Genomic DNA, 14,697 nt, shown 5'->3' with positions numbered 1-14,697 from the left:
CGCAGAGCCCCGCCGCCCCCCGCCCGCGCTGAGACGATCAGAGGCCGCACGTGTCCGTGAACACCACCCCGGGCAGCCCCGGGAGCAGCGCCCCGGAGCGCCGCGACCTGCAACGGCGCGTCGTGCGCGTCCTGGCCGCCGGTCAGGTCCTGGGCGGGCTGGGTGCCGGCGCCACCCTCAGCCTGGGCGCGCTGCTCATCACCGAGGTCTCCGGCTCCCCGGCCTGGTCCGGGATGGCCGCCACCACGGCCACCCTGGGCGCGGTCCTGCTCGCGGTGCCGCTGGCCCGGCTCGCGCAGGCCCGGGGGCGGCGCACCTCGCTGAGCACCGGCGCGCTCATCGCCGTGCTGGGCGGGGTGCTGGTCGTCACCGCCGCCGTGCTCGGCAGCCTGCTGCTGCCAGTAGACCCTTGCGGTGATGACGCACGGGGCGATCTGCTTCGCGCACGTGCTGCTGGGTGAGGCTGGGGCGAGAACCGGGGTGCTGGATTGAAGCACCGCCCGCGTGGACGACCGCGCCCGGGAGCTGGCCGCGCAGTACGGCGCCACGGGCCAGCAGGTCCTGCAAGGCAGCGTGGACGCCTACGCCGAGGCCGGTGGGTGGGTGCCCCGGGCCTGGCCGCCGCGGCCCGCCACCTGTGGCAGGCCGCGGCGATCGCGTACGCGTTGTACGCGCTGAGCACGGGCGTGCCCCAGCACCGGTCCGCATCACCGGGCCGCGGCGGCCGCGGCGGTTCAACCCTGGAGGTCGAACCGCCGCTCGAGCCGGCACCTGAGCTGACGCTCGAGCTCATCGTGCCCGCGGAGGGCTGTCCCCGCGGAGGGCTGCCCCTGCGGAGGGCTGTCCGCACTGCCGTGCACGGCACCGTCCTCGTCGGGGAAGTGCCGGGGCGGCGAGGCGGGCGGATGCTGGGGCCGGGGTGGCATCGGTCACCACCCCGGCCTGGCTCATCAGTGCTCGCGCTGGTGCGGCCTCAACGGATCTGGAAGTCCGCCGAGGTCGCGGTCTGCAGCGAGCCGCCCACGTCCACGCGGTACGTACCCGGCGTGGTGTTCCACTCGCCGGTGCGCACGTCCCAGTGCTGCAGCAGGTGCATGTCCGCCAGGTCGGCTGCGCTGAGGTGGATTTCGACGACCTCCTCCTGCCCGGCGTCCAGGGCGACGCGCTGCCAGCCGATCAGGCGCCGGAACGGCTCGCCGGCGGCGTCGGGCAGCGCCAGGTAGGCCTGGGCGACCTCGGTGCCGTCGACCTCACCGGAGTTGCGCAGCGCGAAGCGCAGCGTCAGCCCGTCCTGCGCGCCCGAGGCTGCGGGGAGGACCTGCAGGTCGCCGTACTCGAAGGAGGTGTAGGACAGCCCGTGCCCGAAGCTGAACAGCGGCTCGATGCCCTGCGCCTCGTACCAGCGGTGCCCGACCTGCAGACCCTCGGAGTACTCCACCTGCCGGATCTCCGTCGACCCCTCGGGACGCTCGGTGGAGCCGTCGGCGAAGACGCCCGGGTACTGCTCGGGAGTGCTCGTCGGGGTGTCGGCCAGCGCCTTCGGGAACGTCATCGGCAGCTTGCCCGAGGGGTTGACGTCACCGAAGAGCAGCGAGGCGATCGCCGGCCCCTGCTGCTCACCGCCGTACCAGGTCTCCAGTACCGCTCGCACATCCTGCAGCCAGGGCATCTCCACGGCGCTGCCGGTTTGCAGCACGACCACGGTGTTCGGGTTGACCGCGGCCACGGCCTCGATCAGCGCGTCCCCGCCGTGGTCCAGGCGCAGGTCCTCGATGTCGGCGAACTCGCCGGCGCGCTGGTGCCCGAAGACCACCACCACGTCGGCGTCCGCAGCGGCCACCGAGGCCGCCGACAGGTCCGAGCCGTCGTCGAACGTCACCGAGGCGCCTTCGCGCCGCGCGCGGTCGCGGATGGCGGTGTCGGCGGCCACCAGGTTCTCGCACGCCATGGTGGACGAACCGCCGAACCTCTCCGGCAGGGGCATGCCGCAGGCGTCTGCGGCGCTGACCCCGTCCGTCTCCTGGCTCGAGGCGGTCGCTCCGATGACGGCGATCTTCTGCCCGCGCTCGGGGTTCAAGGGCAGCGCACCGTCGTTGGCCAGCAGCACGCTTCCCTCCTCAGCCGTGCGCCGGGCGATCTGGGTGTGCTCGCGGGGGGAGACGTCGGCGCGCGGCTTGGTCGGCAGCGGGTTGTCGAACAACCCGCCGCGGATGTAGGCGGTCACCACCCGGTGCGCGGCCTCGTCGATGCGTGCCTGCGTGATCTCGCCCCTGGTCAGCGCTTCGTCGAGCAGGTAGGGGGTGAACCACACGGGGCGGTTCAGCTCCTGGTCCAGGCCGTTCATCAAGGACGCGGCCGTGGAGTGCACGGAGCCGAAGTCGGACATGACGTAGCCGCGCATGCCGAAGTCGTCCTTCAAGACGGTGTTCAGCCGCTCGTCTTCACAGGCGTACACACCGTTGACCTGGTTGAAGGAGCACATGACGCTTTCGGGGTCACCGCGGCGCACGGCGATCTCGAAGGGCAGGTCGTAGATCTGCCGCAAGGTGCGCTCATCGACGTTCGAGGAGCTCTCCTCGCGGTCCAGTTCCTGCTCGTTGGCGACATAGTGCTTCAGGTCCGCCAGCACGCGGCCTTCCGCCTCGATGCCGCGCACACCCGCCGCGCCCAGCCGCCCGGACAGGACCGGGTCCTCGCCGAGGTACTCGGGAGTGCGACCGGACAGCGGAGTTCGCCCGCCCGCCAGACCGGGAGCGAGGATGACGTTCTTGCCCTTGCCGAACGCCTCGTCGGCCTGGGCGACGTGCTTGTCGTAGACCAGTTGCTCGTCCCAGGTGGAAGCGGCGGCGATGGCGGCGGGGAAGGCGGTGACGCCGGTGACGTTGCGCACGCCTTCAGGTCCGTCGGTGTACACGACGGTGGGGGTGCACGGCAGCTGAGCCGGGTAGCGCACCCCCTGGAAGTCGGTCTGCTGCGGGCTGTTGGCCGGCTGCTCGACCAGCCAGCGGTACTTCTGGTGCTGGGAACTGGCCGCCAGCAGCGCGGAAGCGCGCTCCTCGGGGCTCGAGCTGCGATCCATCCACGGCACGTCGCGGCACTGGGCGCGCGCACTCGCACTGGCGCCGGCGGGTGCGGCGGAGGACGAGGCGGCGAGGGGAGCGGTGATGGACAGGGGTGCCAGCACGGCCAGCGACGTGACGGCGATGGCCAGGCGACGGCGGGGGGAACGCCGACGATCGGGGGAGCGGCCAGGAACCGGCCGATCGGGAGCAGTGGTAGAGCGCACAGGACGTCCTCTCCGTCGAGAACATTAATGGAGCGTTTCAAGCGCGGGCCGACTGTAGTTGTGCCCCACCTGTGCGTCAACGGTCCGCGTCAGCGCGCACCGCCGAGTGCGGACGCCGGTCCGGGAACCTGCGTGCCGGCGGCCACCGGCCCGTGGCGCGGTGGCTACACGCGCTGCCGACACTGTTGGCGCCAGTGCAGCTGCCGACGCTGTTGGCGCCCCCGTAGCTGGCGAGGTTGCCATCGCCAGGGCAGCCGGCGAGGCTGCTGGTGCAAGCGCAGCTGCTGGTGCGTCGGCGCCGATAGGATCGGTCGGTGACTTCCGGAAAAGTTGCGCGAGCGCGCGGTGGCGCTCCGAGCATGGTCGAGGTGGCTGCCCTGGCCGGGGTGTCGGTGGGCACCGTCTCGAACGTCTTGAACCACCCGGAGCGGGTGCGCGAGGCCACCATCGAGAAGGTCCGCGCCGCCGTCGAGCAGCTCGGCTTCACCCGCGACGCACCGGCGCGCCCGCCGCGAACCAACCCCAGCATGGTCGAGGTGGCTGCCCTGGCGGGGGTGTCGGTGGGCACCGTCTCCAACGTCCTGAACCATCCCGAGCAGGTGCGCCCGGCCACCATCGAGAAGGTGCGCGCCGCGATCGAGCACCTGGGTTTCACCCCGAACGCCAACGCCCGCTCCCTGGCCGGTGGCGACAGCCGCATCATCGGGCTGGTGGTCGTCGACCTGCGCAACACCTTGTTCGTCGACATCGCCCGTGGCGCCCAGCGCGAGGCCGCCGCCGAGCGCATGAGCCTGCTGGTCAGCAACAGCGACCGCGACGACACCCAGCAGGACGCGCACCTGGAGCTGTTCGAGAGCGCCCGCGTGCGTGGTGTCCTGCTGGCCCCGCTGAGCGATCCGGACGCCGGTGTCCAACGGCTGCGCCGGCATGGCACGCCGGTCGTGGTGCTCAACTACGACACCGGGCGCCGGGACTGCTGCACGGTGCTGGTCGACAACGAGCAGGTGGGCTACCTCGCCGCCCAGCACATGATCTCCCTCGGGCGCCGGCGCCTGGCCTGGGTCAGTGAGCTCAACGACCTGCAACCGGTGCACCAGCGCCAGTTGGGGGTGCAGCGGGCCGTGCGCGAAGCAGGTCGCGGCGTCAGCCTGGTCGAGATCGACACCGAGGTCGAGATCGACACCGAGGTCGAGATCGACACCGAGGCGAGCGAGCACGCCCCGGCGCGACCGGAGGCCGAGGGCTCGACCGTCGAGGACGTGCACGCCGGCATCGCCGTCGAGCGGATCCTGGCGATGCCGGCGCGCCAGCGTCCCGACGCCGTCGTGGCCGTGACCGACCTGCTGGGCGCCTGCATCGTCCAGCGGCTGCAGGCGGCGGGGATCTCGGTGCCCGGGCAGATCGCCGTCATGGGCTGCGACTACGACGCGCGCGCCTGGGGCGGGCAGATCCCGCTGACCACGGTGCGCCTGGAGGGCGAGCAGATGGGCGCGGCCGCCGTGCGCTTGCTGGCCGCGGAGGTCGCGGAGGGGCGGCGGCACACGCACCGCACGATCGTCGTGCGACCGGCCCTGCTGGAGCGCGAGAGCAGCACCGGCCGCCGAGGACGGGTGCCCGCCAGCGCACCACGGCCGCCGGCCCGGCCGCTGACCCGGCAGTTGACCCGGCAGCTGGCCGGTCCAGACGGGCAAGGATCGGTTGACGGGGCGCTCAGCGAACACTGACCCCCGCGGTCTCGGCGTGGTGCCCGGCCGCTGGCGCGGGGCCCGCCACCCACCGACCGCGCGGGTCCCCGTCCCTGAGGGTCCGCTGATCCCTTCGCCGGGGTCGACCCGTCGCGGGCAGCTCGGAGGTGATCTCGGACGGGGCCGCAGAAGTGATCTCGGACCGGGCCGCGGAGAGGGCTGCCAGGGGGCTCGGGGAGGGGGCTGCGGAGGGCCCGGCACGTGCGGTGGGTGCCGGCCTTGACGAGCACCGGAGCGCCACCTACTTTAAGGGCATCGGCAAATGAAGCGTCTCACTCAATCTGCTCGCCCCCCTGACGCCCGTCTCGACGAGGAGACTTCCCGTGGCACCTCGCTCTTCCCGCACCCTGACCGGCCTGGCCGCTCTGACCCTGGCCCCGCTGGTCCTGTCCGCCTGCAGCGCCGGCAGCCTGGGTTCCTCCAGTGACGGTGAAGGCACGTCGATCACCTTCCTGGTGGACAACGCCCCCCAGACCATCGCCACCGCCGAAGCCCTGGCCGAGGACTTCAACGCCTCGCAGTCCGAGGTCACGGTCGAGGTGGAGGCCCGCCCCCAGGGCGCCGAGGGTGACAACCTCGTCAAGACGCGCCTGCAGACGAACAGCATGGCCGACGTCTTCGCCTACAACAGCGGATCGCTCTTCCAGCAGCTGGCCCCGCAGACCTCGCTGACGCCGCTGACCGGCGAAGCCTTCCTGGACGAGGTCGACGACAGCTTCGAGCCCCAGGTCAGCGCCGGCAGCGACGTGTACGGCGTGCCGCTAGGCACCGCCTTCGGCGGGGGAGTGCTGTACAACCGTGCGGTCTACGACCAGCTGGGCCTGCAGGTGCCCACGACGTGGGCGGAGTTCATCGCCAACAGCGAGAAGATCAAGGCCGCCGGCATCGCCCCGGTCGTGCAGACCTACGCCGAAACGTGGACCTCGCAGCTGCTGGTGCTGGGCGACTTCCACAACGTGGCCGCCGCCAACCCCTCCTTCGCCGAGGAGTACACCGCCGGCGAGGCGAAGTACGCCACCGATCCGGCGGCCATCAAGGGCTTCGAGCACACGCAAGAAATCCACGACAAGGCCTTGATGAACGAGGACTTCGCCTCGGCCAGGGTCGAGGACGGCATCCGCATGCTCGCCGCCGGTGAAGGTGCGCAGTACCCGCTGCTGTCGACCAACGTCGCCACCATCCTCAGCGTCGCGCCCGAGCAGATCGACGACATCGGCTTCTTCGCCCTGCCCGGCGACGACGCGGCCACCAACGGCCTGACCGCCTGGTTCCCCGGCGGGGTGTACGTGCCCAAGAGCACCACGGGCGACAAGCTCGAGGCGGCCAAGCAGTTCCTCGAGTACCTGGTCACCCCGGCTGCCTGCGACATCCAGTCCGAGGAAAGCGTGCCCACCGGGCCCTACCTCGTGGAGGGCTGCGAGCTGCCCGACGACGTCCCGCAGATCACCAAGGACGTGCAGGCGTACTTCGACACCGACCAGCAGTCCCCGGCACTGGAGTACCTCTCGCCCATCAAGGGCCCGGCGCTGGAGCAGATCCTGGTCGAGGTCGGCTCCGGCATCCGCTCGGCGCAAGACGGCGCCGCGCTGTACGACCAGGACGTCGAGAAGCAGGCGCAGCAGCTGGGCCTGGAGGGCTGGTGAGCGCCGCCGCCGGTCACGTGCTGGCGGGTGGGGACCGGCGCTCGCCGGGCGCGAAGGAGTGAGGCAGGTGGCTACGACAGCTCCCGCCTCGTCAGACACCACCCCCGACGGCCCTGCTCGCCGAGGCAGAGGCAAGCGGCACAGCCCCTACCCCGGGTGGTTCTACCTGCCCGCCGCGGTGGTGTACGGGGTGCTGTTCCTGCTGCCGACGTTCGCGTCGTTCTACTTCGCGCTGACGCGGTGGACGATCTTCGACAGCGAGTTCATCGGGCTGGCGAACTTCGTGCAGTTCTTCTCCGAGCCGGCGCTGGTGAAGGGCTTCACCAACACCTTCGTGTACGCGGTGATCACCTCCGGGGCGAAGGTCGTGCTCGGCTTGGGCTTGGGGATGCTGCTGACCAGCCAGATCGTCGGGCGCGGGTACCTGCGCGCGGTGGTCTTCTTCCCCGTGCTGGTCTCCTCCGTCGGGGTGGGGATCACGTTCCAGGTGCTGATGCACCCCTCGCGCGGGGCGATCAACTCCGCGCTGGGAGTGTTCGGCATCGACGGGCCCGGCTGGCTGGTCGATCCCTCGATCGCGCTGCTGTCGGTGGCGCTGGTGGACGTCTGGAAGGGCGTAGGGCTGGCCACGCTGATCTACATGGCCGGGATCGTGTCCATCCCCAAGGAGTACTACGAGGCGGCCAAGGTCGACGGCGCCGGGTCGTGGACGCTGTTCCGCAACGTCATCTTCCCGCTGTCGTGGCCTGCGACCTCCACCGTCATCACCCTGTCGCTGATCGGGGGCCTGCGCTCCTTCGACCTGATCTGGGCGATGACGCGCGGTGGGCCGGGCTTCACCTCCGACGTGATCGCCTCGGTGATCTACAAGCAGTACCAGGCCGGGTTCTACGGCCTGTCGACCGCCGGCAACGTCATCCTGTTCCTCGCGGTGACCGCTCTGGTGGTGCCGCTGACGCGGTTCCTGGCCCGCAAGGAGGTCGAGCTGTGAGCTCCACGATCAGCCCCGCCGGCCCGGTGAACCCTCGATCGGGAGGCGATGCCTCCGAGCCCGCTGCATCCGCCGCCGCCGGTGGTGGGCGCGTGGGTGGCGCGCGCTCGGCGCTGTACCGCTACGGCGTCGGTGGCCTGGCGATCCTCGTCAGCGTCGTCGTCTTCATCGTGCCGTTCGTGTTCATCGTCTTGACGGCCGTCATGGACGCGCAGCAGGCCAGCGAGTTCCGCTTCGCGCTGCCGCGGCAGCTTCAGGGCTGGCAGAACCTGGTGGACGTCGTCCAGACGCGTGACTACATCCTGATCGTCGCGTTCATCAACTCCCTCGTGCTGACGGTGGCCAGCGTCACGCTCATGGTGGTGCTCGGCTCGATGGTCGCCTTCGTGCTGCAGCGACGGGCCACCCGCTGGAACGGAGTCATCAACTTCTTGGTTCTGGCCGGGCTGATCATGCCGCCGGCGGTGGTACCGACGATTTGGGTGCTGCAGCGCATGGGGCTGTTCGGCACGATGCCGGGATTGATCCTGGTGGAGGTCGCTTTCGGGTTGTCGTTCACCATCCTGCTGTTCCGGGCGTTCATCTCCACGATTCCGCGTGAGCTGGACGAGGCGGCGGTGCTGGACGGTGCCGGGCCGCTGCGGTTGTTCTTCCGGGTGATCCTGCCGTTGCTGCGCCCGGTGCTGGTCACCGTGGTGCTGGTGCAGTCGGTGGCGGTGTTCAACGACTTCCAGACCCCGCTGTACTTCCTGCCAGGTGACGCGGGGGCCACGGTGCAGCTGACCCTGTTCAACTTCCAGAGCCAGTCCCTGTCTAGCTACAACCTGCTGTTCATGGACATCCTGCTGATCACGATCCCGCCGCTGGTGCTGTACCTGTTCTTCAACCGCCAGATCGTCGCCGGCATGACCTCCGGCGCCGTCAAGGGCTGAACGCCCGCCGCTGCGCGAGGACCGTCCAGCGCCTCACCGGCCGACCGGCCACCGCTCCCCGGGCGATCAGCTCGTGACCTGCCGAGCTGATCGCCCGGTGCCCCTGCTGCCGCGAACGGAACCCCATGCCCCTCCGCACCGACGTCCGCACCGACGTCCGCACCGACGTCCGCACCGACGTCCGCACCGACGTCGTCGTCACCGACCTGCGCGCCGAGCACGGCGATCCACACCTCGGCCTGGGCACCGCCCGGCCACGGCTGTCCTGGATCACGAGGCCCACCGGCGCGACACCCGCGAGCTGGCACCAGAGCGGCTACGAGGTCCTCATCACCACCGTGCCCGCCGCCGACCGCAGCGGCCGAGCGCCGACGTGGTCCAGTGGACGCATCGCGTCCGGTGACAGCGTCCTGGTGCCCTGGCCAGCTGCCGCGCTCGGCTCTCGGCAACGCGTGCGGGTGCAGGTGCGCACCTGGGGTACCGACCAGGACAACCCCACGGCCTTCAGCGCCCCCCTCGTGCTGGAGGCGGGACTGCTGGACCCGTCGGACTGGGTGGCTGCACCCGTCGGCCCCGACTGGGATGAGGACCCCGGCGAAGACCACCGCCCCGCGCTGCTGCGCCGGCGGTTCTCCCTGCCCGGACCGGTCGCGCGGGCCCGGCTGCACGTCAGCGCGCACGGGCTGCACGAGGTCGAGCTGAACGGCCAGCGCGTCGGCGACGAAGTCCTCGCCCCGGGCTGGACCAGCTACGCGCACCGGCTGCGCTACCGCACCCACGACGTCACCGCCCTGCTGCGCCAGGGCGAGAACGCGCTCGGGGCCTGGTTGGCCGACGGCTGGTACCGCGGCCGCTACGGCACCCACGGCGGCAACCGCAACCTGTACGGGCAGCGCACCGCGCTGATCGCGCAGCTCGAGGTGGACCTGACCGACGGGCGCCGCGTCGTGGTGGCCACCGGCGCGGGAGCGGGGGAGGACGATCACGCCTGGCGCGCCGCGCACGGCCCGATCAGCGCCAGCAGCCTGTACGACGGCGAGCACCACGACGCCCGCCTGGAACTGTCCGATTTCTCCACCGCCGGCTTCGACGACTCCGGCTGGGCCGGGGTGCGCCGCTACGAGCGCGACCCCGCCACCCTGGTCGCCGCCGACGGCCCGCCGGTGCGCTGCACGCAGGAGGTGCTGCCCGTCGCGGTGCTCACCAGCCCCTCGGGTGCCACGATCCTGGACTTCGGGCAGAACCTCACCGGCCGGCTGCGCATCCGGGTGCGCGGGCAGGCCGGGCAGCGGGTGCGGTTGCGCCACGCGGAGGTCCTGCAGGACGGGGAGTTGTACACCCGCCCGCTGCAGTCCGCCGCCGCCACGGACACCTACGTCCTCGCCGGCGGTGGTCCAGACGGGGAGCCGGAGGTGTGGGAACCTCGCTTCACGATGCACGGCTTCCGCTACGCGGAGGTCACCGGCTGGCCCGGCCGCCTCGGTGAGGGCGACGTCGTGGCCCGCGTGCACCACTCCGACATGGCGCGCACCGGCTGGTTCTCCTGCTCGGACGAGCGGCTGAACCGGCTGCACGAGAACGTCGTGTGGAGCATGCGCAGCAACTTCGTGGACATCCCCACCGACTGCCCGCAGCGCGACGAGCGCCTCGGCTGGACCGGCGACATCCAGGTCTTCGGCCCCACCGCCGCCTTCCTGTACGACTGCTCGGGGTTCCTGGCCAGCTGGCTGGGCGACGTCGCCGCCGAGCAACTCGAGGACGGCACGGTGCCCTGGTACGTGCCGATGATCCCCGCGCAGTTCTGGGACCCGCCGCAGCCGGGTGCGGTGTGGGGCGACGTCGCCGTGCTGCTGCCGCACGTGCTGCACGAACGCTACGGCGACACCGGTCTCCTGCGCCGGCAGTACGCCAGCGCCAAGGCGTGGGTAGACCTGGTCGAGCGCCTGGCCGGGCCGTCCCGGCTGTGGAACACCGGGCTGCAGCTGGGGGACTGGCTGGATCCGGCCGCACCCCCGGAAGAGCCGGCCGCCGCCCGCACGGACAAGTACCTGGTGGCCACCGCCTACTTCGCCCACTCCGCCCGCACCCTGGCCCGCACCGCGCAGGTGCTGGGTGAGCAGGAGGACGCCGCCCGCTACGGGCGACTGGCGCGGCAGGTGCGCGAGGCGTTCGTGGCCGAGCACGTCACCGCCGACGGCCGCCTGAGCAGCGACGCGCAGACCGCGTACGCCCTGGCGATCGTCTTCGACCTGCTGCCGCGGGACCTGCGCGCAGCAGCCGGTCGTCGCCTCGCGGAACTGGTCGCCGGTGACGGTCACCGGGTGGCCACCGGGTTCGCCGGGGTCAACCTCGTCACCGACGCGCTCACCCTCACCGGTCACGACGCCACCGCCCACGCGCTGCTGACCGAGACGGGCTGCCCGTCCTGGCTGTACCAGGTGGCGATGGGCGCCACCACGACGTGGGAGCGGTGGGACTCGATGCTGCCCGACGGCACCGTCAACCCCGGGCACATGACCAGCTTCAACCACTACGCGCTGGGTTCGATCGCCGACTGGATGCACCGCACCGTCGCCGGGCTGGCGTCGGCCGCACCGGGCTACCGGCGTCTGCTGGTGCGCCCGCGTCCCGGTGCAGCTCTCGACTCCGCCGCTGCGCGCCACGAGACGCCGTACGGGACGGCGGCGGTGAGCTGGCGCCGAGCCGGTGAGCGCCTCGTCGTCGTCGTCGACGTCCCGCTGGGCGTCAGCGCGAGCATCGACCTGCCGAACCGGCCGATCACCGAGGTCGGCGCCGGCCGGCACCGCTTCGAGGTCACCGCTGCCCCCGCCAACGACACCGCCACCGCGACCTGCGCCGGTGACGCCAGCGCGCTGCAGCCCGCCTGACCGGAACCCGAACCGCTGCCGGCCACCAGTCCGACCACCAGCCTGACCACCGAGCTACACCCCCACGGAGGACCGATGCCGACCTGGCACGCCACGATGATCGCCGCCGACGCCGACCACGACGGCGCCCCGCTGCTGCGGCGCCGTTTCACCCTCGACACCGGCCACGGCGAGGTGGAGCGCGCCGTCCTGCACGTCAGTGCCCTCGGCGTCGTCGAGCCGTGGCTGGATGGCCGGCGCGTCGGCGAGGACGTCTTGAGCCCGGGGTGGAGCAGCTACGAGTGGCGCCTGCGCTACCGCAGCCACGACGTCACCGAGGCACTGCGCGCACCCGGAGCGGCAGGCGAGGGCGGCGCGGCGGGTGGCGATGAGCACGTGCTGGGCCTGGCCCTGGGCAACGGCTGGTTCCGCGGACGCCTCGGGTGGACCGGCGGACGCGCGTACTACGGCGATCAGCTCGCCGGCTTCGCCCAGCTGGAGGTGACCTTCGCCGACGGGCACATCCAGCTCATCGTCACTGACACCTCGTGGGAGTCGCACGCCTCGGCGGTCACCGCGAACGACCTCTACGACGGGCAGAGCATCGATGCCCGCCGCCTGGACCTCGACTGGGCGCGCACCGGCTCCTCCCACGAGAGCTGGGGAGAGGTCCACGCGCTCGACTTCGACACCGCGCTGCTGACCGAGCACATCGGCCCGCCGGTGCGCCGCCAAGAGGTGCGCGCACCGCTGCAGGTGTTCCGCTCGCCCGCTGGTCGCCTGCTGGTCGACTTCGGGCAGAACCTCGTCGGCTGGGTGCGCTTCACCGTGCGCGGCGAGGCCGGTTCGACCATCACGATCCGGCACGCGGAGGTGCTCGAGCACGGTGAGCTGGGCACCCGGCCGCTGCGCACCGCGCAGGCCACCGACCGGTTCACCCTCTCCGGCGGTGAGGACTCCTTCGAGCCCACCTTCACCTTCCACGGGTTCCGCTACGCGCAGGTCGACGGCTGGCCCGGCGATGACGGCACCACTGTGCCCGCCGACCTCGCGGGCGCGCTCGAGGCCGTGGTGGTGCACTCACAGCTGCGCCGCACCGGGGAGTTCGAGTGCAGCGATGAGACGCTCAACCAGCTGCACCGCAACGTGGTGTGGAGCACCAGGGGCAACTTCCTGGACGTGCCCACCGACTGCCCCCAGCGCGACGAGCGCCTGGGCTGGACGGGCGATCTGGCCGTCTTCGCCCCGACCGCCGCCTACCTGTTCGACGTGCAGGACTTCCTGCGCGACTGGATGCGCGACCTGGCCGCCGAGCAGCGTTCACGCGACGGGCTCGTCGGCTTCGTCATCCCCGACGTGCTCAAGCACCTGCTCCCCATCGAGGACTTCCCCGACCCCGACAGCACCGCCATCTGGTCCGACGTCGCGGTCTGGCTGCCGTGGGCGCTGTGGCAGGCCTACGGTGAGCAGGACGTGCTCGCCGAGCACTACCCGGCGATGACCGCGCACGTCGAGCGGGTGCTGACCCTGCTCTCACCCGAGGGGCTGTGGGACACCGTCTTCCAGTTCGGCGACTGGCTGGACCCGGACGCACCGCCGCAGGACCCGGCCGCGGCCAAGGCCGACAAGGGCGTGGTGGCCACCGCCTGCCTCTACCGCTCGGCGCGCACCGTCGCGGACGCCGCCCACGTCCTGGGCCGTGCCGAGGACGCTGACCGGTTCGTGGCCGCCGCCGATCGGGTGCGCACCGCCTTCCTGGAGCACTACGTCGACGAGCAGGGTTTCGTGCTCAGCGACTGCGCCACCGTCTACGCCCTGGCCATCGAGTTCGGGCTGCTGGACGGGGAGCGGCGCGAGTGGGCGGGCACCCGGCTGGCCGAGCTGGTGGAGAAGGCCGGCTACCGCGTCTCCACCGGTTTCGCCGGCACCCCGTACGTCACCGGCGCGCTGAGCTCGACCGGGCACCTGGACGCCGCCTACCGGCTGCTGCTGGAGCGCGAGTGCCCCTCCTGGCTGTACCCGGTGACGATGGGGGCCACCACCATCTGGGAACGGTGGGACTCGATGCTGCCCGACGGCACCATCAACCCCGGGCAGATGACGTCCTTCAACCACTACGCCCTGGGCGCGGTGGCGGACTGGATGCACCGCACGGTCGCGGGCATCTCCCCGCTGGAGCCGGGGTACGCGAGGTCGCTGATCGCCCCGCAGCCCGGCGGCGGGCTCGCCTGGGCGAGGGCTTCGCTGGAGACCCCGCACGGGCGGCTGGCGGTGCGCTGGGAACAGGGCGAGGCCGGCCTGATCGCCGAGGTGGAGGTGCCGGCCGGAACGAGCGCCGTGCTGCGCCTGCCCGGGCGGTCCGATCAGGAGCTGCGCAGCGGGTCCCACCGCATCACCACCCACGCCCGCTGACCCCCACCGCCTCTCCACCTGACAGGGTTCGCACCTCACCACCTTTGCCCGCGTGGCACCTGCGTGGTACCCGGAGCACCGGTTCCGGGCGCTACGCGGCTCTCACCCCGCGGACACGCACACCGATGGAGCGCGCACATGACGGAATTGCTGCACGAACAACTCGCCAGCGTCGGCGCGCCGACGTTCACCGCTCGCGACTACCGGCCAGGCCTCGTGCGCCACGTCGTGCTGTTCCGCTATCACCAGGAGGTGACGTTCGAGCAGAAGCAGGAGGTCCTGCAGCGCTTCCGCTCGCTGGCCCATTCCGCTCGCAGCGACGGCAACACCTACATCGTCTCCATCGAGGCCGGTGATCAGGCCAGCGGTGAAGGCGCAGGCGCTGGCTACGAGCACGGCATCATCGTCACCTTCGCCTCCCAGGGCGATCGCAACTACTACGTCGGTGCACCGCTCGTGGACGATCCGCGGTACTGCGATGAAGCGCACGCGGCCTTCAAGGACTTCGTCGGTCCGCTCCTGGCGGCGCAGGGCGGTGCTCTGGTCTTCGACGTGGTGTCCCCAGGTCGAGGGTGAGTCCCAGCGAGTGGTGTAACTGAGGATCGCCTTCCCCGCCGTGGCCGGTGTGTCGTACCGGCAGCAGGGAGGGCCACCGCGTGAGGCTCTGCGAGAAGCCGCCAAGCACCTCGTAGAACAGGACCCACACGATGACCCTCGAGCACCAGTCTGCCCTCTCCAGCCTCGCGCAGGCACTCACCGACGCTGACAGCGGCGAGGTGATGCGCCGGCTGCTGCAGGGCGCCCTGCAGGCTCTCATCGAA

The 14,697-nt window shown here is 71.6% G+C and carries 8 protein-coding genes and 1 pseudogene; 8 read left to right on the top strand and 1 reads right to left on the bottom strand.

All coding sequences use genetic code 11. From position 1 onward, the window contains the following. Positions 1-50: 50 nt before the first annotated feature. Positions 51-398, top strand: a pseudogene (locus tag ACRYM0_RS12605) (MFS transporter); the annotation flags it as partial. 575 nt (positions 399-973) lie between these two features. On the opposite strand, the gene ACRYM0_RS12600 reads toward ACRYM0_RS12605, so the two are convergent. After that, positions 974-3,079, bottom strand: coding sequence for a beta-glucosidase (locus tag ACRYM0_RS12600; protein WP_432505559.1), 2,106 nt, complete (start codon positions 3,077-3,079; stop codon positions 974-976). 566 nt (positions 3,080-3,645) lie between these two features. On the opposite strand from ACRYM0_RS12600, the gene ACRYM0_RS12595 reads away from it, so the two are divergent. The 7 genes from ACRYM0_RS12595 to ACRYM0_RS12565 all read left to right on the top strand — a co-directional run bounded on the left by ACRYM0_RS12595 (position 3,646) and on the right by ACRYM0_RS12565 (position 14,452). Continuing rightward, entirely contained in the window at positions 3,646-5,010 is a 1,365-nt protein-coding gene (locus tag ACRYM0_RS12595; protein WP_432505557.1) for a LacI family DNA-binding transcriptional regulator, read from the top strand. A 344-nt stretch (positions 5,011-5,354) separates the two neighbouring features. Next, positions 5,355-6,674 carry an ABC transporter substrate-binding protein gene (locus ACRYM0_RS12590; RefSeq protein WP_432505555.1) on the top strand — a complete coding sequence of 440 codons (1,320 nt, stop codon included), beginning with the start codon at positions 5,355-5,357 and terminating at the stop codon, positions 6,672-6,674. A 67-nt stretch (positions 6,675-6,741) separates the two neighbouring features. Beyond that, on the top strand, positions 6,742-7,665 hold the full coding sequence (locus tag ACRYM0_RS12585; RefSeq protein ID WP_432505553.1) for a carbohydrate ABC transporter permease: 924 nt from the start codon (positions 6,742-6,744) through the stop codon (positions 7,663-7,665). A 92-nt stretch (positions 7,666-7,757) separates the two neighbouring features. Further along, positions 7,758-8,597 (top strand): carbohydrate ABC transporter permease, encoded by an 840-nt coding sequence (locus tag ACRYM0_RS12580; RefSeq protein WP_432505582.1) that lies wholly within the window; start codon positions 7,758-7,760, stop codon positions 8,595-8,597. 125 nt (positions 8,598-8,722) lie between these two features. Further along, a complete protein-coding gene (locus ACRYM0_RS12575; protein WP_432505551.1) occupies positions 8,723-11,485 on the top strand; it encodes a family 78 glycoside hydrolase catalytic domain in 2,763 nt (920 codons plus the stop codon). Between the two features lie 75 nt (positions 11,486-11,560). Further along, positions 11,561-13,876 (top strand): alpha-L-rhamnosidase, encoded by a 2,316-nt coding sequence (locus tag ACRYM0_RS12570; protein ID WP_432505549.1) that lies wholly within the window; start codon positions 11,561-11,563, stop codon positions 13,874-13,876. 138 nt (positions 13,877-14,014) lie between these two features. Beyond that, positions 14,015-14,452, top strand: coding sequence for a Dabb family protein (locus ACRYM0_RS12565; protein WP_432505547.1), 438 nt, complete (start codon positions 14,015-14,017; stop codon positions 14,450-14,452). Positions 14,453-14,697 lie beyond the last annotated feature (245 nt).

The organism is Kineococcus arenarius subsp. arenarius, from assembly GCF_050871845.1.
Lineage (GTDB): Bacteria > Actinomycetota > Actinomycetes > Actinomycetales > Kineococcaceae > Kineococcus.
This window is presented reverse-complemented; position numbering and strand designations above follow the sequence as displayed.